Below are 17,828 nucleotides of genomic sequence, written 5' to 3'. Positions count from 1 at the left end.
TGGGGTGGAAGGGTGGCCCTTCGGGCCACTTACCATCCATAGGTTTGAGGTCGTTCGCTCGCCGCGAAATGGCGTCTGACCTGCATAAATGTCTGGTCCTTGAGGTGTTCGAGGAGTAGAATCAGGCCTATCACAACACCTCTTTGAAGGGGGATGGCGATGAGTCTCGGCCGCGAGATCGACCCCTGGGGAACCAACCCCGGCGAGGTGATTGACGCTGCCTTGAAGGCCATCGAGACCGCCCTCCACGACCTGCTGGCCACCGATCCCGCCTACTGGCGGACCGGGCAGAAGAAGGACTTGCTGGAGCGGTTGGAGAAGCTCCAGGCTCAGCAGGCCGCGTTGACGCTGCGGGTGCTCGCTTCTGCCGGCGACATCGCCGAGGAGACCGGCGCCAAGGACGCGTCTGGGTGGATGCGGACCGAGCTCATGGTCGACAAGGCCGTAGCCCGTTCCCAGGTCAAACTCGCCGCCGGGATCGCGAAGTACGACCTCGTGGCCGCCGGTCTGGCTGAGGGTGTGGTGTCCCAGGACAAGGCGAGGGTGATCACCCGAGCCCTCGACGCCATCGAGGCCGACCCCGCCGCCAGTGCCCAGGACCTGGTCCTGGCCGAGAAGCTGCTGGTCGACTATGCGACCCGGTTGACGGCGAACGAGTTGAAGATCGTCGGGCGCCGGATCCTGGCCGAGATCGACCCCGAGCGGTTCGAGCAGGCTGAGGCCAAGGCTTTGCAGCGGGAGGAGGAGCACGCGCAGCGGCGCACCTTCTTCTCGTCCCGCGACAACGGCGACGGCACCATCGACATCCACGCCCGCGTCTCCCGTGCGGTCGGGATGAGGTTGCGGACCCTGCTGGACTCCCTGGCGCAGCCGCGGAAGCTCTCGGCCGAGAACCGTGGCCGCAAAGCGCCGTATGACCGGTTGCTGGGTCAGGCGTTTGCCCGGGTGGTCGAGACCTACGACGTCGAGAACCTGCCCCGCCACGGTGGGCATGGGACCACGGTGTTCATCACGATGAGCGTGGAGGACCTCCGCAAGGATCTCGGCACCGCTGCCCTGGGGTTCGATGGCGAGCAGATCACTGCCGCTGAGGCTCGTCGGATGGCCTGTAAGGCCGATCTTGTCCCGGTCGTGTTGGGCACCGACTCCGAGATCCTCGACTTCGGGCGTACCGCCCGGTTGGCGCATCCGATCCAACACCGTGCACTCCGGTTACGCGACAAGTGCTGCCAAGCAGAGGACTGTGACGCACCCGCAGCCTGGACAGAAGCCCACCACCTCAAACCGTGGTCCGAAGGCGGCCTCACGAACTTGGCGAACATGGTCTTGCTCTGCCCGAGCGACCATCGCCGGATCCACGACGCCAACTACGGGTATGAGCGACTCCCGGACGGGCGGATCCGGTTCACTCGGCGCGCCCTGGCCGGCTGATCCGGGCAGGGTCGGCGGCCGCCGGCCCTAAGAGAACGATGGGCCGAGTGACACTTAGCGCACCACGTCGGGCGTCAGCAGGTCCTGGTTGTCGTCGGCCCAATCGCCCATCCGATCCTCACGGACAGCGCGCCATAGGTCGCGGTCGCGGGAGGGGTCTAGGCGTACGACTGACTGGTCGCCGACCATACCGGTGCCGTCGGTGGGGACGGTGAGGTAGCTGATGTCGTCGGTGCGGAGGTTGCGGAGGGAAGCGGCGAGCTTGGCCATCTGGGTCGTGGACCACTCGTCGTCGACGGAGGCGTGCTTCGAGAAGAGGGTGAGAAGGTCGAGGACCTGGTCGGGGTTCTTGCGCAGCTCCTGCTCGAGGGTCTGCTTGAGGAGGGTCCGCAAGAAGGCCTGCTGGCGGGCGACGCGGTCGAGGTCGCCGTCCTGAAGGCCGTAGCGCTGGCGTACGTAGAGGAGGGCCTGTTCGCCGTCGAGGTGGTGGCGGCCGGCCTCCCAGCGGACGTCGCGGGCGGAGTCGTAGACGGTCTTCGGGATGTCGATGTCGACGCCACCGATCGCATCGGTGAGGGCCTTGAAGCCGTCCCAGTCGATGACGGTGAGGTGGTCGATGCGTACGTCGGTCATCTTCTCGACGGTCTCGACCGTGAGGTTGGGGCCACCGAAGGAGTAGGCCCAGTTGACCTTGCCCTTGCCGTGACCGGGGATGTCGACCCAGGAGTCGCGCGGGATCGAGATCACCGAGGCGGAGTCGCGGTCGCCGTCGATGTGGACGAGCAGCATGGTGTCGGAGCGTGCCTGGCCCGGCTCCCAGCCGGGGGCCTCGGCCCCGGTGGTGGGCATGTCAGAGCGGGTGTCGGTGCCGAGGACCAGGATGTTCATCGCGTCGGCGGCCGACCCGGAGGTTGGTTTGGCAGGCCGGTCGGTGAGCCCGGTGAACGTGTCGGGCAGCCGCTGGATGTTTCCCTCCACCTTCGCCTGGAGCCACAGGATCCCGGTCAGGGCCGCGGCGCAGAGCAGGAGGAGACACACCAGCAGCCCGATCAGCGGCTTGCGGGCACGACGCCATCCGCGCGCGGGGGGCTCGTCCGCAGGTTCCGGCTGCGGCGGCACGGGCGGATGATCGAGGATGGCCACCTGAGTATGGGACCCGGGACTCCCTCCAGATGGGGTCCAGATGCTCGCCATTCCTCAATTTGAGGCACCAGTCGGTAACGGCCGGTAACCAAAAATAGGTAGGCGATACGTCCCCCGGATTGAGTGAGTACAGTCCCTTTGCCGTACGGCGCTGTTCACGTCGGACCCTCGGGTCCACGCGTGTTTCATGCCGCCTGGCTGCGTCTTGGGAGGGCGTGGCACGAAGAGGATGACCAGGGGAGAGCTGTGTCAATGTCAAGAGTCGGTCGGGATGAGCGTGCCCGGCTGCACGAGGCTGCCTCCGCGCTGGCCGGGATCCGGGCGGCGACCACGCTGCTCAACTCACCCGGCGCGATCGGTGACGACCGGCGGGCCGCGATGACGGCGATGGTGCAGAGCGAGCTGGAGCGACTCGAGCGGATGGTCCGCCGGCAGCAGGATGCCGCGCGGGCGGGGATCCCGGAGCCGCAGGCCGCTGAGATGCGGGCCGAGGTGATCGACCTCGACTCCGTGGTGGCCACCATGGTGCTCGCCCACGAGGCCAAGGGGACCGACGTGGTGTGGCGCCCCAGCCGGATGCTGGCGCTGGGCGACTCCGACCAGCTGACCGAGGCGCTCAACGTGCTCCTCGACAACGCCGCCGCCCACGGGAGCGGATCGGTCCGGATCGAGGTACGTGCCGCCGAGCCGGCGAGCACCTCGGTCGAGATCGCGGTGACCGATGACGGCCCGGGGGTCGCGCCCGAGCTGCGCCGGCGGATCTTCGCCTGGGGCGTCAGCCGACCGGGGTCGACGGGCCAGGGCATCGGCCTGCACGCCGCGCGAGACCTGATGGAACGCCAGGGCGGCTACCTCGAGCTGGTCGAGGCGAGCGAGCGCACCGCCTTCGTCCTCGGCATCCCGATGCTCGGCTGTGCTGATGGCAGGGCAGGCGACAGGGCAGGCGACGGGGCCGACCAGCACGACATCCCGACCCGGGGAGGTCACCGTGGTGTCGCCGCGTAAAAGGGTGAAGGTGGCCATCGTCGAGGACCACACCCTGTTCGCCGAGTCTCTCGAGCTGGCCCTCACCTTCGAGGGCTACGACGCCCACCGCGTCGACCTTCCCGAGGAACCGCCGTCGGAGGCCAAGCTCACCTCGCTGATCATGCGCTCCCAGCCGCGGATCGTCCTGCTCGACCTCGACCTGGGCCAGCACGGTTCGGGCGTACGCCTCATCGCCCCGCTCGCCCGGGCGGGTGCCGACGTCGTCGTGGTGACGGGTTCGACCGACGAGACCCGCTGGGGGCACGCCCTGCACGTCGGGGCCCGTACGGTCCTGTCCAAGACGGTGCCGCTGGGCGAGATCCTGGGCACCGTACGCAGGCTCAACTACGGCCTCAGCGTGCTCGACGTCGACGACCGTGAGCGCCTGATCCGGGCCTGGGTGGGGCAGGAGCAGGGTGTCATCGAGATCCGTCGCCGGCTCGCCCAGCTCTCCCCGCGTGAGTCGCAGGTGCTCGAGCACCTGATGGCCGGCTTCACCGTCGGCGAGATCGCCAAGCTCCGTGTCGTGTCCGAGGCGACGGTGCGCACCCAGGTGAAGTCGATCCTCGCCAAGCTCGGCGTCTCCTCGCAGATCGCCGCGGTCAGCATCGCCCACAAGGCCGAGTGGCGGGCCGCCTGACCCGCGGTCGATCGGCTCGTCAGAGCGCGACCAGGCCGTCGTCCTCGCTCGTCCCGCGCAGACCGTAGAGCGTGCCGGTCTTCGGGCAGCGCCAGGAATCTCCCTGGGCGACCAGCGGCGCGCCAGCGTGCCCGACCCAGCCCATCCGCTGCGCCGGGACCCCGACGACCAGCGCGTGGTCGGGTACGTCGCGGGTGACCACGGCGCCCGCCGCGACCATCGCCCAGGCACCGATGGTGACAGGCGCGATGCAGACGGCCCGGGCGCCGATGCTGGCGCCGGTGCGTACGGTCACGCCGACGGCCTCCCAGTCCTCGCCGTCCTTGAGGGTGCCGTCCGGGTTGACGGCACGGGGGAGGTAGTCGTTGGTGAACACCACCGCCGGCCCGACGAACGCGCCGTCCTCGAGCACGGCAGGCTCGTAGACCAGCGCATGGTTCTGGATCTTGCAGCGGTCTCCCACCACGACGCCGGGACCGACGTACGCCCCGCGGCCGATGATGCACTCGCTGCCCACCCGGGCGTGCTCGCGGACCTGGGCCAGGTGCCAGACGAGGGTCCCGTCGCCGATCGTGGCACGGTCGTCGACGTCCGCGCTGGGCTCGATCCTGGGCTCGATCCTGGGCGCGGCGTGAGTCTCCTCAACGGTCATTCCCACAGCAAACCGGGACTCGGACGGCGATTGGACAGACCCGCGATGGAGTACCCGATTCAGCGTAGAACCGCGGGCGAGGCCGCCTCCGGGACGAGCACGCGAGGGGTCGCCGAGGCCGAGGTGTCGAGCGCCCAGATGTCGCTGACCGGCTCGCCCTCGCGCTCCAGGCCGTAGAGGACGGTGTCGTCGTCGAGCCACTCGATCTGGTCGTCGATGCTGTGGGTCTCACCGGCGAGCACGGTCCGTTTCCCGGTGGCGAGGTCGAGGACCGCGGGCGTCCACCGGGTGCCGTCCTTGTCGGCCTCCTTGAACGCGATCCGGGTGCCGTCGGGGGAGAGCGAGGGGCACTCGACGTGGTCGGCGACGGTCGTCAGCGAGCGTTCGGTGAGGTCGCCGCGGGCCAGGTAGGTCCGTCCGCCGGTGGCGACGGTGGCGTAGAAGGTGCGGTCGTCGTCGGCGAAGGTGATGCCCCAGATGTTGCGGTCGACCGGGGAGACCTTGCGGCTGTCGACGACCAGCCTGAACTTCTCCAGGTCTCCGTAGCTCGCCCCGCCGATCCGGCGGATCAGGGTGCGCGTCGAGAAGCCGCTGACCATGTAGGAGTCGCCGTTGACGAACACCGTCGAGGAGACCAGCTGTCCGTCCGGTGAGATCCGGGTGCGGCTGGGTAGCCCCGGCAGGTCGGTTCCGTCGACCTCCCGCCAGGCCTTCCCGGGTGCCGAGGTCGACAGGTCGGTCGCCCGGTAGCGGCTGACCACGCCCCGCTCGGTCGTCAGGCACGAGATCGATTCCGCCTGCGCGTAGACCCGGTCGCAGCTCAGGTCGGTGAGCGCCCGGGCGCCGCCGGGGTCGGCCAGCGCCACGGCGCCGACGTGGCCGTAGTCGGCGTCGCGCCCGGTGTGCCGGAAGAGGATCCTGGGCCCCTTCTCGATCTGCGTAAGGGAGGTGGTCGTCGCGTCGGTCGCCCGGGACGTACGCCGGTCGTTCTCCGCGATCGCGGAGAGGGCGTACGCCGTCACGCCGGCCGTGACGAGCACGACGATCGCGCCGAAGATCGCGGTGCGCTGCTTGACCCAGAACGTCGTCATCGCACTGCCCTCCGCATCACGGCGAGCCCGGCCGGGATCGCCGCGAGCAGCACCACGCAGACCGCGAGCATCGCGACCCGGGGGCCGACGGCGTACCAGAGCAGGCCGAAGCCGGTCGCCGCGACGAGCCGCGCCAGCGCGACCGCGGTCTGGGCGGTGGCGATGCCGCTGGCGCGTACGGTCTCGGGGACCAGTTGCCCGGCGACCGCGGCCAGGGTGCCGTCGGTCGCGGCGTAGAAGACGCCGAGGAGGAGCACCGCGGCGCACGTCGTCCAGAGCGCGCCGGACCCGGTCGCGGCGCACAGGTAGGCGGCCGCGAGCGGGAGATGGCCGAGGACGAGGACCTTGACGCGCCCGACCCGGTCCGCGAGCCGGCCCATCGGGACGGCCAAGGCGAGGTAGGCGAGGTTGGTCCCGACGTAGAGGACCGGGAACCACTGCGCCGCGAAGCCGCCGGTCTCCAGCAGCGCCAGGTAGACGAACCCGTCACCGATGGTGAGCAGCGCGAGTACGGCCGACACCCCGGTCACCCGCGCGAGACCGGGCGTGAGGACGGTGCGCCAACGCACCTTGGGGCGCGGCTCGCTGCGGCGAGGAGCGGTCCGGCGGACGGCGCCGGTGCGGAACGGCACGAAGCACGCCATCGTCGCCACCCCGAGCACCGCGAAGCCGAGCGAGACGACCAGCACGGTGTCGTAGCCGTCGGCGATCCGCCACAGGATCACGAACGCCAGGAGCGGCCCGAGCGTGGCTCCGATCGTGTCCAGCGCCCGGTGGACGCCGAAGCTGCGGCCGAGGTGCGCCGGGTCGCTGGAGGCGGCGATCATCGCGTCACGCGGAGCCGTGCGTACGCCCTTGCCGACCCGGTCCAGCGAGATCGCCGCGGAGATCGTCCCGAAGCCACCGGCGAAGATCAGCCCGAGCCGCGCGACCGCGCTCATCGCGTAGCCCGCCAGCGCCACCGGCTGCGGCCGGTCGGTGCGGTCGGCCGCCCACCCAGCCGCGATCCGCACCAGCGAGGAGACGCCCTGGTAGAGCCCGTCGATGAGCCCGTACGCCACCGGCGAGAGACCGACCACCGCGGTCAGGTAGAGCGGCAGGATCGCCGAGACCGACTCCGAGGAGATGTCGGTCAGCAGGCTGACGATGCCGAGGGTGACGACGGTCCGGGAGACCCGCCCGCCGGTCTGCCGCGGCTCGGCACTCGAGGTGGGACGGTCGCTGAGAGACAGGTACACCGGCTCAGGTCTTCGTGTGGAGGACGGAGTAGAGGGTGAAGTCGACGTTGCGGCGGCCGGTGTGGGTGACCGTGACGCTCACGGTCTCGTCGCCGCGGTGCATCGACATCGCAGGGGTGTTCTCGACCGACGTCGTCGTGACCTCCTTGAAGCCGTGCTGCGCGAGGCGGGTCCGGAAGTGACGCAGTACGTCGCACGGTTTCCGGCAGCTCGCGGTCAGCGCGACCTGCAGCGCGCCCTTGGCGGGCGAGACGCTGGAGACGTCGACCGTGGTGCGGGACGGGGGTTCGAGCGCTGCCGGGTAGCCGGCCACCAGCGTGCCCTTGCGGACCGCCTGCTTGGGCAGCGGCTCCGAGATCAGCGCGGCCGTCTTCGTACGTGGCTTCTGGGTGAGGCCGGGCAGGCCCGACTCGCTCGGCGTCGAGGCCGCCTCCGGCAGCGCCTCGGTCGCGGGCTCGGGATCCGACTCCGACTTCCGGCCGGACGCGGACCCGGCGCTCGCCTCCGAGCTCGCGTCGGCTCCGGGGGAGCCGGACTGGGACGACGAGGTCGAGCCTCCGCCGTCCTTGCCGGACGAGGAGTCGGCGAAGCGCCCCGGCATCCAGAAGATCGCGACGCCGACGAGCACGCCGAGCAGCACGAACATGAGAAGGCGCTTGAGGTTCACGAGACCAGTCGACGCGTAGCGGAGCCGAGTCGGGACCGATGGGCGGGTCGCGTACTCAATTTCAGGCAGCCTGCCGAGTGGCCCACCGCCGGTCGAGGTGAGGCATGCGACGTTGCCGTAGCCGGGAACGGTCCCGGCCCAAGAATCCCGGGGGACGGGCCACGTTGAACACAGCCGACTTTCTTCTCGAGCACGCGCCCGAGGATTCGATCGCGCTCGCCGAAGCGGGTCGCGAGTACACCTTCGAAGAGCTACGCGCCAGCGTGTCCGTGCTCATGGGACGTCTCTCCGTGCTCGGTCTGACTCCGGGTACGCCGGTCGGGATCATGGCGCCCAACGGGCTGTTCTGGACCTCGGCCTATCTCGCCGCGCTCCGGATGGGGCTGATCGTGGTGCCGCTGGCCGTCACGCTGCCGACCGAGGAGGTGGTGGCCCGGGCGCGCTGGGTCGGCGCCGACGCGCTGCTGGTGGGCCGCGCCCAGGCCGAGGCTCTGAGACTGAGCCTGCCCCGGAGCCTCCCGGTCGTGGTCGAGCGGAAGGAGCGACTGGTCCCGAAGCAGCGCTCGACGCCGGTCGAGCTGTCCGACGCGGTCGAGGTCGACCCGGACCAGGACGCGCTCTACATGTTCACCTCAGGCACCACCGGAGACCCGCGCGCGGTGCGGATCACCCACCGCAACATCCAGGCGAACACGACCTCGATCCTCGGCTACCTCGGCATCACGTCGGAGGACCGGATGCTGGTGGTGCTGCCGTTCACCTACGTCTTCGGGCTCTCGCTCCTGCACACCCATCTGCGCGCCGGTGCCGCGATGGTCATCCAGCCCACGTTCGTCTTCCCGCAGGCGGTGGTGGACCGGATGGCGTCCGCACGCTGCACCGGCTTCGCCGGTGTGCCGTCGACCTTCGGGATGCTGCTGCGCAACAGCACCTTCGGCAGCACGGCGCTGCCGTCGCTGCGGACGATCCAGCAGGCCGGTGGCCGGCTTGCCCCGGCTCTGGTGGAGCAGATGGCGTGCGCCCAGCCGCAGGCGCGGGTCTTCGTGATGTACGGCGCGACCGAGGCGACCGCCCGGCTCTCGTATCTTCCGCCGGAGGAGGTCGCTCGGCGGCCCGGGTCGATCGGCCGGGGCATTCCGGGCGTGGACCTGCGGGTCCTCGACCGCGACGGCGTGCACGTCGCCCCCGGTGAGGTCGGCGAGATCTGGGCCAGCGGCGCGAACATCTCGCCCGGCTATCTCGACGACCCCGAGGCGACGGCCCGCAAGATGCCCGGCGGGATGCTGCGTACGGGAGATCTGGCGAAGGTCGACGAGGACGGCTACATCTACGTGGTCGACCGGGTCGAGGACTTCATCAAGTCGTGGGGGCACCGGATCGCGAGCCAGGACGTCGAGTCCGCGGTGCTCTATCTGCCGGACGTGGTGGCGGCCGCCGCGGTCGGGCTCCCGGACGATGCCGCCGGTGAGCGGGTCGAGCTGGTGGTGGTGCGGCGCCGCGGGTCGGTGCTGCGCGGCGCCGACGTGATCGCGCACTGTCGCGAGCGGCTCTCGAAGCACATGGTGCCCGAGGTCGTCCGCTTCGTCGACGCGCTGCCGCTGAACGCGAACGGGAAGGTCATCAAGCGCGACGTACGTGCGATGTGTCTGCGGCTGGCCCAGGAGCCGGCCGAGGGACAGGACGACGACGTCGACGATGCGGATGATGCCGGTTTCGAAGGGGTCAAGGTGGGTTGAGGATGTCGGTGAGGAAGGTGTCCGGTTCGGTGAAGCTGCTGGCCGGGGTGTGGGCAGGAGTGCTGGTGGTCGCGGTCGCGCTGGCCGGGGCATGGTTGCTGAGGAGTCCAGGGATGAACGAGCAGGTCGCGATCGCAGAGCCCAGCGAGTCCGAGCTGCAGGTCGTGGGGCAGACCAAGGTGCTCTTCGGGCACAACTCCGTCGGGATGAACATCCTCGACGGGGTCTCGAAGGTGTACGCAGATGCCTCGATGCCCGCGCCGGCCATGGCCGATGTGTCCGGTCCGGAGATCTCCGGCGCCAGCATGACTGATGCGGAGGGCGCGACGATGCGGCATGCCTACATCGGGGTGAACGAGGACCCGCTCAGCAAGTTCGCCGCGTTCACGGAGCTGGTGGACAGCCCTGCCGGGAAGGACATCGACATCGCGCTGATGAAGCTCTGCTACGTCGACATCACCGCCTCCACCGATGTGCAGGCCGTCTTCGACGCCTATGTGTCGACGATGGACGAGGTCGAGGCGGCCCATCCCGACGTACGTTTCCTCTACACGACCGTGCCGCTCACCGCCGACCGCAACTGGAAGTCCAAGGTCAAGGCGGCCCTGGGTCGCGACGACGAGATGGGGCCGGCCGACAACATCGCCCGGGAGCGCTACAACGCGATGATCCGGGAGAAGTACGGCGCCACCGGCCGCCTCGTCGACATCGCCGCCGCAGAGGCCGACGGCACCGGGGAGCGCAGCCAGGACGGCAGCACCTACTACGTGCTCAACAAGAACCTGACCTTCGACCGCGGTCATCTCAACGAGGCCGGCTCGGAGGCCGTTGCCGCCGAGCTGCTCAAGATGGTGGCGACCCACAGTCCGGTCGCCTGAGGTGCTGACACAGGGCGATGAGCGTGCGATGAGCCTGCAGGGGGTCGGGATCGACATCGCCGACATCAGGCGATTCGCTCGACTCCTCGCGATGCGTGGTTCCGGGTTCGCGGTGCGCTGGTTCACCGACGCCGAGATCGCCCAGTGCATGGCCGCGACCACCCCCGCCACGGCCTTCGCGATGAGGTACGCCGCCAAGGAGGCCGTCTGGAAGGCGCTCGGTCCCGGCGAATGGTCCGGGCCGCTGCCGTGGCGCGGGATCACCGTGCTCGAGGATGCTCCCGGGTCTCTCGAGGTCACCCTCGAAGGCCCTGCTGCCGATCTCGCGGCTCTGGCCGGCGTCACCGCGGTCCGGGTGGCCACCGTTCCCGGACCTCGGATGGCCATCGCCACTGCCGTCACCGAAGGCGCTCCGATGCGAGGCGAGAATGCCTGACCTCCGACTCGACCACATCGGCATCCAGGTCCGCGACCTGCTCCGCACCGCCGAGGCCTTCGAGCGGCTCTTCGGCTACCGGCGCGTCACGGACCCGGTCGTCAACACCCGCCACGGGGTCAGCGGGGTCTTCCTCGAGAAGCCCGACTCGATCGCCATCAAGCTCATCACTCCCGTGACTCCCGGGCCGCATGCGTACGGTCTCCATCACCTGGCCTTCATGGCTCCTGATCTGGAGTCGACTCTCATCGAGCTCGGGGTCGCTGGGGCTCGTACGCTCAGTCCGCCTCAGCCTGGGGAGATGTTCGATGACGAGCTCATCGCGTTCGTGCGGGCTGCTGGGATCAATGTCGAGCTCATCACTACTGATCGGCGTCGGGCTCGGATCGAGTGATCTCTTCTCGGTCGTCTCTTGCGGACCGTTCTTTCGTGGTTGATCTGGGCCGCCGACCCGTTCTTTGAGGGTCTCTCGATCTGGACCGGCGTCAAGGACGCCCTTCGGGCGCCGGCTTCGCCGGCCGCTTCGCGGTCCTGGACTCCGGACCAGATCGAGAAAAGATTTGGCTGGCTATCGGGGCGGCGGCCCGGGTGTGGCGCAGCGGAATCTTGCCTGGGAAGGGTGAGGTTGCTGGGGCGTGAAGGTGGCCCTTCGGGCCACTTACCATCCACAGATGCTAGGTCGTTCGCTCACCGCGAAAACAGCGTTTGACCTGCGAAAATAAATGGCCAGAGAAGGCTCGGCGGCGTAGAATCAGACCCATCACAACACACCTCTGAAGGCGAGGATGGCGATGAGTCTCGGCCGCTCGATCGACCACTGGGGCGCCAACCCCGGTGATGCGATCGACGCTGCCTTGAAGGCCATCGAGACCGCCCTCCAAGACCTGCTGGCAACAGATCCCGCCTACTGGCGCACGGGGCAGAAGAAGGATCTGCTGGAACGCTTGGAGAAACTTCAGGCCCAGCAGGCTGCGTTGAAGCTGCGGGTGCTCGAGTCCGCCGGCGATATCGCTGAAGAGACCGGCGCCAAAGACGCCTCTGCGTGGATGCGCGCTGAGCTGCTGGTCGACAAGGCCGTGGCCCGCTCGCAGATCAAGCTCGCGAGGAGTGTCGCGACGTACGACTTCGTCGCCGCTGGTCTGGCCGAGGGTGTCGTGTCCCAGGACAAGGCCCGGGTGATCACCAAGGCACTGGACAAGATCGAGACCAATCCCGTCGCCAACACCGAGGACCTAGTTCTCGCCGAGAAGCTGCTGGTCGACTACGCCACCCGGCTGACGGCCAACGAGCTCCACATCGTGGGGAAGCGAATCCTGGCCGAGATCGACCCGGCCCGGTTCGAGGACGCCGAAGCCAAAGCCCTCCTCGCCGAAGAGGAACGTGCCCAGCAGAAGACCGTCCTGAGGGTGTGGGACAACCACGACGGGACCGTCGGCTTCGAGGGTGTACTGCCGACGTCGATGGGGATGAGGTTCAAGCGGCTGGTCGAGGCCTATGCCCAACCCCGCAAGCAGCAGCTCGTCGGCAAGGGTGCCCCGCTTCCGCCGTGGGAGCGGCTCATGGGGCAAGGCTTCGCCCGGCTGCTGGAGACCGTCGACCCGGCCTCGCTGCCTAGGCACGGTGGTGATGCGACCACCGTCAACGTGGTGATCAGCCTCGAGGAGCTCCGCAAAGACCTCGGCATCGCCACCCTCGGTTACGACGAGACCAACGGCACCACGATCAGTGCGGCCGAGGCGCGGCGGATGGCCTGCAACGCCACCATCATCCCGTGGGTCCTCGGCGGGGACAGCGAGGTCCTCGACGCCGGTCGTGGCAGTCGGTTCTTCCAGCCGATCCAGCGCAAAGCGCTCCGGTTGCAGCAGAAGTGCTGCCAAGCCGAAGGCTGCGACATGCCACCGGAATGGTGCGACGCCCACCACCTCGAACCCTGGGCTGCCGGCGGGAAGACCAACCTGAAGGACGGGGCGCTGCTGTGCCCGCACCATCACCGCCTAGCGCACAACCCGGCGTACGTTCATGAACGACTACCGGATGGCACGATCCGGTTCGCCCGCCGCCCCTAACCGGCTCGCCGAGACTGTCTCGACTCCTCGCTCGCCGGTTCCCTGCTGGTGGGGACATTTCCCCACGGCGGTGAAGGTTCCCCACGCTCCGGAGGATGGGGAAACTCCGCGCCCGTGGGGAACTCTCCGGATCAGTGGGCGACGACTCGCTTGTGAACGGTTCACAAGGTCACGCCCACTGCCATAGGCACCCACGAAGCACCGAGCCGTCCACGCACGGCCAGCCACGGCCAGCCACGGCCCCAAGCCTGTACCCAGCTGAATCCGCGGCGAAACATTGAAACAAAGCCACGGTCACCTCCGCGCGCCTTCCCGGTCCCAACGCAGTTTCAGTCCCCCGTAGAACCCTCCCGACGCCCACGTCGAATCTCGGTGTCGAGAGCGTCGAGGTGCTGGGTCCAGAAGCGGCGGAAGGGGGTGAGCCAGGCGTCGACCTCGGCCATGGGGCCGGTGTCCAGGGAGTAGATGCGGCGGGTGCCGTCGGGGCGTACGTTGGCGAAGCCGTGTTCGCGCAGGACCTTGAGCTGCATGGAGACGGCCGGCTGGCGGATGCCGAACTCGGCCGTGATGGTCTCGACGATCTCGCCGGAGGTGAGGTCGTCGTCGGCGAGGAGCTCGAGGATGCGGCGGCGTACGGGGTCGCCGAGGACGTCGAAGGCATGCAAGCGGCTACTCCGGCATCGCGGTGTAGGCGGCTACGCAGCGCTCGCCGGCGGCGCGGGCCTGGTCGGGGGAGGTGCCGAAGGCGATGTCCGCCTCGACCCAGGCGGCGGCGGAGCCCTTGGTGTGCTCGATCATCGCGGGCAGCGCGTCGGGGGACATCGGGTCCATCTTCTCGGCCTCGGGGGCGGAGAGGTGGAGCGCCAGGCCGAGCAGCATCTGCTCCCAGCCGATGCCGACGGCACTGGGGCCGAACTCCTTCCACTGCTCCGGCGGGACGGGGGCGGAGTGCTCGAGGCGGAGCAGCGTACGTCCACCGGAGGCGGTCAGGGTCGCGTCGACCCAGGACATCATGTCGCCGTAGGCCCAGGTGATCGAGAGCAGCTTCGGGCGATCGCAGGCGAGGATCTCGCCGCCGGCGTTGCCCTCGAGCTGGTAGCGGCCGCCGACCTCGAAGTCGCCGGTGACCGGCATCAGCCAGCGTGGGATGCGCTCCTTGGTGGTCAGCGCGTCCCAGACCTCGTCGGGTTCGGCGTCATAGCTGCGTTCGACGACGAGCACGCGCAGCTCCTCGCCGCCGCGGGTCGTGGTGGTCAGGGCGCGGTTCACGGCGCCGAGGTGGTCGGCAGGGATGAAGGGTGGTGTGTTCATGCCTGCCGACGGTATATCAAGAAGTCTTGATATTCAACGGAACCTCGTCGACGAGCACGGGAGCGGCGTGGAAGTAGGCGGTGGTACGCCGCTTCTGCTCGATGTCGCGATAGACGCGCTCGACCTGCTCGACGGTGAGCCCGGTGGCCTCGGCGACCTCGGCGGTCGGGACGTCGTGGTTGAGCCCGTAGAGGCACAGGTCCATCCGCTGGTAGGGCAGCGAGAAGTAGAACTCCTCCTGCGACTGCTCCAGGGAGTAGGTGTCCGTGGTCGAGGGGCGGGCCTGGATCTCCTCGGGTACGCCGAGGTGGGCGGCCATCGCGTAGACCTGCGACTTGTAGAGATGCGCGATCGGCTTCACGTCGGCGGCACCGTCGCCGAGCTTCACGAAGAAGCCCTGGTCGTACTCGAGCCGGTTCGGGGTGCCGGCGACGGCGTAGTTGAGCCGGTCGGCGTGGAAGTACTCCAGCGCCTTGCGGGCACGCTGCTTGAAGTTCGTCGCGGCGACGATCTCCAGGTAGGCCTCGGTGGTCAGGCGGTGCGTGCTCTGGGCGCCGGACGGGTCCTCGACGACGACCGAGAAGAGCCGGAACGCGTCTGAGTCGACCACGCTGGGCAGCACGATCTTCGACTTCCACCCCTGCCCGTACGCCGGCACGACCCGCCGGATCGCGTCGTCCCGCCGCTGGTAGGCGCCGAGGCCGACCAGGACCGGGGAGATGTCCTCGAGCACCGAGTCGATGCCCAGGGCATCGGTCAGCTTCGTGCTGAACCCGATCGTGTCGTCGGAGGACTCCTGCTCGGGCATGTGCAGCGCGAAGACCCGATCCGGGCCGAGCGCCTTGACCGCCAGCGCGGCGACCACGCTGGAGTCGATCCCGCCGGAGACACCGAGCACGATGCCCTTGCGCTTGTTCGTCACCAGATAGTGGCGGATCGCCTCGCCGATCCGGTTCGCCTCCGCCTCCTCGTCGAAGCGGAGCGTCTCCAGTCCGTACGCTGCGGCGGGGATCGTTCTTGGGCTGGTCGTGGTCATGCTGAGGTCCTTCCGGTGGGCTCGAGGCCGGTGGTCTCGAGAGTGGTGTCGAAGACGGTGAGCGGGGCCGGCGGTGCGGCCGATGAGGTCGGTGCGGTGAGCAGCTCGCTGTGCAGCAGCTGGGTGGACAGGACGGCGACCAGGCGCATGTTGTCGGTGTTGCCCAGGCCTCGTCCGCCTGTTCGCCGGGCCTTCTCCAGCAGTCGCTGGACGAGGTCCGGCCGGAAGACCCCGGCGGCCTCCAGGGCGGAGCCGGAGGTGACGTCGAAGACCCAGTCCGGGGTGCCGCCGGCGAAGAACGCGGCCGCATCAGGCGCCCGGTAGGGCTGCTTGGGGCGGCGCAGGATCTCCTCGGGCACCAGGTCGGCGAAGGCCCGCTTGAGCAGGTGCTTCTCGTCCATGCCGTGGATCTTGTGCTCGGCCGGGACCCGGCCGGCGAGCTCGGCGACGTGCGGGTCGAGGAACGGGAACCGGCCCTCGACGGAGTTGCCCATCAGCATCCGGTCGCCCTGGGAGGCCAGGATGTAGCCGGGCAGCAGGGTCGTCATCTCCAGCCACTGGGCGCGCGCGACCGGGTCCCACGTGGCGGCCGAGGCGGGCATCGCGTCGACGACGCTGTCGGCCGCGCCGCCGGGCGACCGGATCTCCGGCCGCAGCATCGAGCCGAGCACCGCGGTGGAGTCCCACCGCGGCCGGTGTGACATCGCCAGGTCGTCGGGCGAGAGGTTGCGAGAGAAGAAGCTGCGCGCGAACGCCGGCGCCTGGTTGGGAGAGCGGTGCATCCACGGGTAGAGCTGCTCTACGGCCGCCTCGGCGGCCGCCGGGTCCCGCAGCCACAGGTCCCGGATCTTGGCCTCGCGGAAGATGTCGTAGCCACCGAGCACCTCGTCGGCGCCCTCGCCGGTGACGACCACCTTGAAGCCGGCCTCCCGCACGAGCCGGGAGAGCAGGAACATCGGCGCCGGGGCGGTCCGCAGGAGCGGCGACTCGGCGTGGCGTACGACCTGGGGGAAGACGTCGGCGATGTCGCGCTCGCTGACCACGACGTCGTGGTGGACGGTGCCGAGCCGCTCGGCCATCAGCGCCTGGAACCCACCCTCGTCGAACTCGGCCTCGGCGAACCGAAGCGAGAACGTGTGCAGCGGTGCCGACGTGAATCCGGCGATCGCCCCGGCCGTGACCGCGGAGTCGATCCCGCCCGAGAGGTACGCGGCCACCGGCACGTCGCTGCGCTCGAACCGCAGCCGGGTGGCGGCCATCAGCGTCGTACGCAGCGCCTCGGCGTTGGCCTCCAGGTCGGTGAGCTCCTCGGCTCCCGCCGGTGGGAACGAGGGCGCCCAGTAGCGGCGCTCGACCTCGACGCCGTCCCTGAAGGTCAGGTACGAGCCCGGCGGCACCTGCGCGATGTCCCGGAAGACGGTGCGCGGGGCGACCGCCGACCACAGCGTCAGCACCTGATCCAGCCCGGCCGGGTCCAGCTCGCGCGGGACGTCGGGGGAGGCGTACAGGGCCTTGACCTCGGAGGCGAAGAGCAGCTGCCCGGCGGCGCGCGTGTAGAAGAGCGGTCGGACGCCGAAGCGGTCCCGGGAGAGGACGAGCGTTCCCGTCCGGCGGTCCCAGATCGCCAGCGCCCACTGGCCGTTGAACCGCTCGAAGCAGCCCGGCCCCCACTCCTCCCAGGCGTGCACGATGACCTCGGTGTCCGAGCGGGTGTCGAAGACGTGGCCGCGGGAGCGGAGCTGGGCGGCGAGCTCGACGTGGTTGAAGATCTCGCCGTTGAAGGTGACCCAGACCTGCTCGCTCTCGCCCGAGGAACGGCACGAGCGGCCGGTCATCGGCTGGGTGCCGCCCACCGTGTCCACGATCGCCAGCCGGGTGTGGCCGAGCGCGACCCGCTCGTCGCGGTAGTAGCCGCTGCCGTCGGGGCCACGGTGGGCAAGAGCGCCCAGCATGTCCCGCACGAGGGCAGGGTCAGGCGCCTCGGTGCTGCTCAGCACCCCACAGATCCCGCACATGGCGCTCCTCGATCGATCCCGGACGGTGCCCGAAGGTTTGCTCGTACAGGCATGCCTGGGCATCGGGATCGCCCCGTTTATCACCCAATGTCGGCATCTCCGGGCCCGATTTCTGCTCTCGACCCGCTTCGGCTGACAGAACGGAGGGGCATTCGTAGACCGTTCACAAACAGGGAGATGTGATGGCGGACGTACAGCGCACGATCGAAGGCTTCATCCTGGACAGCCTGCTGCTGGGTGATGAGACCCGGTTGCCCGGGCCGTCGGAGTCGCTGGTCGAGTCGGGCGTGATCGATTCGACCGGGATCCTGGAGCTCATCGAGTTCCTCGAGGCGGAGTTCGAGATCTCCGTGGACGAGGCCGAGACCGTGCCCGAGAACCTCGACGGCGTCGCCAACCTGGTGTCGTACGTCGGCCGGAAGACAGCGGCCCAGGAACGAGAGAGCCTTGCTAGTTGACGGT

At 69.3% G+C, this 17,828-nt stretch carries 18 protein-coding genes; 9 read left to right on the top strand and 9 right to left on the bottom strand.

The genetic code is table 11. The features are described 5' to 3' along the window. Window positions 1-159: 159 nt before the first annotated feature. Entirely contained in the window at window positions 160-1,431 is a 1,272-nt protein-coding gene (locus ACFX43_RS13700) for a DUF222 domain-containing protein (protein WP_378822636.1), read from the top strand. Window positions 1,432-1,485: 54 nt separating this feature from the next. On the opposite strand, the gene ACFX43_RS13695 is transcribed toward ACFX43_RS13700, so the two are convergent. Continuing rightward, window positions 1,486-2,574, bottom strand: a complete 1,089-nt coding sequence (locus tag ACFX43_RS13695) for an LCP family protein (protein ID WP_378822627.1) — start codon at window positions 2,572-2,574, stop codon at window positions 1,486-1,488. A gap of 252 nt (window positions 2,575-2,826) precedes the next feature. On the opposite strand from ACFX43_RS13695, the gene ACFX43_RS13690 reads away from it, so the two are divergent. Together ACFX43_RS13690 and ACFX43_RS13685 are read left to right on the top strand one after the other, a co-directional pair. Continuing rightward, window positions 2,827-3,579, top strand: a complete 753-nt coding sequence (locus ACFX43_RS13690; RefSeq protein ID WP_378822622.1) for a sensor histidine kinase — start codon at window positions 2,827-2,829, stop codon at window positions 3,577-3,579. A gap of 10 nt (window positions 3,580-3,589) precedes the next feature. Continuing rightward, window positions 3,590-4,240, top strand: a complete 651-nt coding sequence (locus ACFX43_RS13685) for a LuxR C-terminal-related transcriptional regulator (protein ID WP_378822618.1) — start codon at window positions 3,590-3,592, stop codon at window positions 4,238-4,240. A gap of 19 nt (window positions 4,241-4,259) precedes the next feature. Here ACFX43_RS13685 and ACFX43_RS13680 read toward each other — a convergent pair whose 3' ends face one another. From ACFX43_RS13680 to ACFX43_RS13665, 4 genes are read right to left on the bottom strand one after another with little or no spacing between them, the layout of a single operon-like run. After that, complete coding sequence (locus ACFX43_RS13680) at window positions 4,260-4,892, bottom strand: DapH/DapD/GlmU-related protein (protein ID WP_378822613.1); 633 nt, start codon at window positions 4,890-4,892, stop codon at window positions 4,260-4,262. A 59-nt stretch (window positions 4,893-4,951) separates the two neighbouring features. After that, window positions 4,952-5,983 (bottom strand): hypothetical protein, encoded by a 1,032-nt coding sequence (locus ACFX43_RS13675; protein ID WP_378822610.1) that lies wholly within the window; start codon window positions 5,981-5,983, stop codon window positions 4,952-4,954. Then, entirely contained in the window at window positions 5,980-7,221 is a 1,242-nt protein-coding gene (locus ACFX43_RS13670; protein WP_378822606.1) for an MFS transporter, read from the bottom strand. Before ACFX43_RS13670 ends, ACFX43_RS13675 begins: the two co-directional genes overlap by 4 nt. Window positions 7,222-7,225: 4 nt before the next feature. Beyond that, entirely contained in the window at window positions 7,226-7,888 is a 663-nt protein-coding gene (locus ACFX43_RS13665) for a hypothetical protein (protein WP_378822602.1), read from the bottom strand. A 164-nt stretch (window positions 7,889-8,052) separates the two neighbouring features. Here ACFX43_RS13665 and ACFX43_RS13660 point away from each other — a divergent pair, with 164 nt between their 5' ends. The 5 genes from ACFX43_RS13660 to ACFX43_RS13640 all read left to right on the top strand — a co-directional run bounded on the left by ACFX43_RS13660 (window position 8,053) and on the right by ACFX43_RS13640 (window position 13,004). Next, window positions 8,053-9,624: a class I adenylate-forming enzyme family protein gene (locus tag ACFX43_RS13660; RefSeq protein ID WP_378822598.1), complete on the top strand. Its 1,572-nt coding sequence runs from the start codon at window positions 8,053-8,055 to the stop codon at window positions 9,622-9,624. Window positions 9,625-9,626: 2 nt separating this feature from the next. After that, complete coding sequence (locus tag ACFX43_RS13655; protein WP_378822590.1) at window positions 9,627-10,502, top strand: SGNH/GDSL hydrolase family protein; 876 nt, start codon at window positions 9,627-9,629, stop codon at window positions 10,500-10,502. 28 nt (window positions 10,503-10,530) lie between these two features. Further along, window positions 10,531-10,938, top strand: coding sequence for a holo-ACP synthase (locus ACFX43_RS13650; RefSeq protein ID WP_378822573.1), 408 nt, complete (start codon window positions 10,531-10,533; stop codon window positions 10,936-10,938). After that, window positions 10,931-11,332 (top strand): VOC family protein, encoded by a 402-nt coding sequence (locus tag ACFX43_RS13645; protein ID WP_378822565.1) that lies wholly within the window; start codon window positions 10,931-10,933, stop codon window positions 11,330-11,332. The genes ACFX43_RS13650 and ACFX43_RS13645 overlap by 8 nt, the downstream gene beginning before the upstream one ends. Window positions 11,333-11,729: 397 nt before the next feature. Continuing rightward, the gene (locus ACFX43_RS13640) at window positions 11,730-13,004 is read left to right on the top strand and encodes a DUF222 domain-containing protein (protein ID WP_378822557.1); all 1,275 of its coding nucleotides are present in this window, start codon (window positions 11,730-11,732) and stop codon (window positions 13,002-13,004) included. A gap of 329 nt (window positions 13,005-13,333) precedes the next feature. Here the strand turns inward: ACFX43_RS13640 and ACFX43_RS13635 are convergent, their stop codons facing one another. Genes ACFX43_RS13635 through asnB form a run of 4 tightly spaced genes read right to left on the bottom strand, consistent with a single transcriptional unit; the run spans window position 13,334 to window position 17,366 of the window. Beyond that, the gene (locus ACFX43_RS13635) at window positions 13,334-13,669 is read right to left on the bottom strand and encodes an ArsR/SmtB family transcription factor (RefSeq protein WP_378822550.1); all 336 of its coding nucleotides are present in this window, start codon (window positions 13,667-13,669) and stop codon (window positions 13,334-13,336) included. A 4-nt stretch (window positions 13,670-13,673) separates the two neighbouring features. Beyond that, a complete protein-coding gene (locus ACFX43_RS13630; RefSeq protein WP_378822539.1) occupies window positions 13,674-14,315 on the bottom strand; it encodes an SRPBCC family protein in 642 nt (213 codons plus the stop codon). 16 nt (window positions 14,316-14,331) lie between these two features. Beyond that, a complete protein-coding gene (nadE, locus tag ACFX43_RS13625) occupies window positions 14,332-15,351 on the bottom strand; it encodes an NAD(+) synthase (RefSeq protein ID WP_378822528.1) in 1,020 nt (339 codons plus the stop codon). Next, window positions 15,348-17,366 carry an asparagine synthase (glutamine-hydrolyzing) gene (gene asnB, locus ACFX43_RS13620; RefSeq protein ID WP_378822518.1) on the bottom strand — a complete coding sequence of 673 codons (2,019 nt, stop codon included), beginning with the start codon at window positions 17,364-17,366 and terminating at the stop codon, window positions 15,348-15,350. The genes nadE and asnB overlap by 4 nt, the downstream gene beginning before the upstream one ends. Before the next feature lie 182 nt (window positions 17,367-17,548). Here asnB and ACFX43_RS13615 point away from each other — a divergent pair, with 182 nt between their 5' ends. Beyond that, window positions 17,549-17,824 (top strand): acyl carrier protein, encoded by a 276-nt coding sequence (locus ACFX43_RS13615; RefSeq protein WP_378822504.1) that lies wholly within the window; start codon window positions 17,549-17,551, stop codon window positions 17,822-17,824. Window positions 17,825-17,828 lie beyond the last annotated feature (4 nt).

The organism is Nocardioides sp. YIM B13467 (assembly GCF_042788075.1).
Lineage (GTDB): Bacteria > Actinomycetota > Actinomycetes > Propionibacteriales > Nocardioidaceae > Nocardioides.
Note: the sequence above shows the minus strand (reverse complement) of the source record. Positions and strands in the feature narration are given on the sequence as shown.

Excerpts from the sequence above, each read along its gene's own strand:
- ACFX43_RS13700 (WP_378822636.1), top strand. The coding sequence starts at position 160 with ATGAGTCTCGGCCGCGAGATCGACCCCTGGGGAACCAACCCCGGCGAG.
- ACFX43_RS13690 (WP_378822622.1), top strand. The coding sequence starts at position 2,827 with ATGTCAAGAGTCGGTCGGGATGAGCGTGCCCGGCTGCACGAGGCTGCC.
- ACFX43_RS13680 (WP_378822613.1), bottom strand. The coding sequence starts at position 4,892 with ATGACCGTTGAGGAGACTCACGCCGCGCCCAGGATCGAGCCCAGGATC.
- ACFX43_RS13675 (WP_378822610.1), bottom strand. The coding sequence starts at position 5,983 with ATGACGACGTTCTGGGTCAAGCAGCGCACCGCGATCTTCGGCGCGATC.
- ACFX43_RS13655 (WP_378822590.1), top strand. The coding sequence starts at position 9,627 with ATGTCGGTGAGGAAGGTGTCCGGTTCGGTGAAGCTGCTGGCCGGGGTG.
- ACFX43_RS13650 (WP_378822573.1), top strand. The coding sequence starts at position 10,531 with ATGAGCCTGCAGGGGGTCGGGATCGACATCGCCGACATCAGGCGATTC.
- ACFX43_RS13645 (WP_378822565.1), top strand. The coding sequence starts at position 10,931 with ATGCCTGACCTCCGACTCGACCACATCGGCATCCAGGTCCGCGACCTG.
- ACFX43_RS13640 (WP_378822557.1), top strand. The coding sequence starts at position 11,730 with ATGAGTCTCGGCCGCTCGATCGACCACTGGGGCGCCAACCCCGGTGAT.
- ACFX43_RS13630 (WP_378822539.1), bottom strand. The coding sequence starts at position 14,315 with ATGAACACACCACCCTTCATCCCTGCCGACCACCTCGGCGCCGTGAAC.
- nadE (WP_378822528.1), bottom strand. The coding sequence starts at position 15,351 with ATGACCACGACCAGCCCAAGAACGATCCCCGCCGCAGCGTACGGACTG.
- asnB (WP_378822518.1), bottom strand. The coding sequence starts at position 17,366 with ATGTGCGGGATCTGTGGGGTGCTGAGCAGCACCGAGGCGCCTGACCCT.
- ACFX43_RS13615 (WP_378822504.1), top strand. The coding sequence starts at position 17,549 with ATGGCGGACGTACAGCGCACGATCGAAGGCTTCATCCTGGACAGCCTG.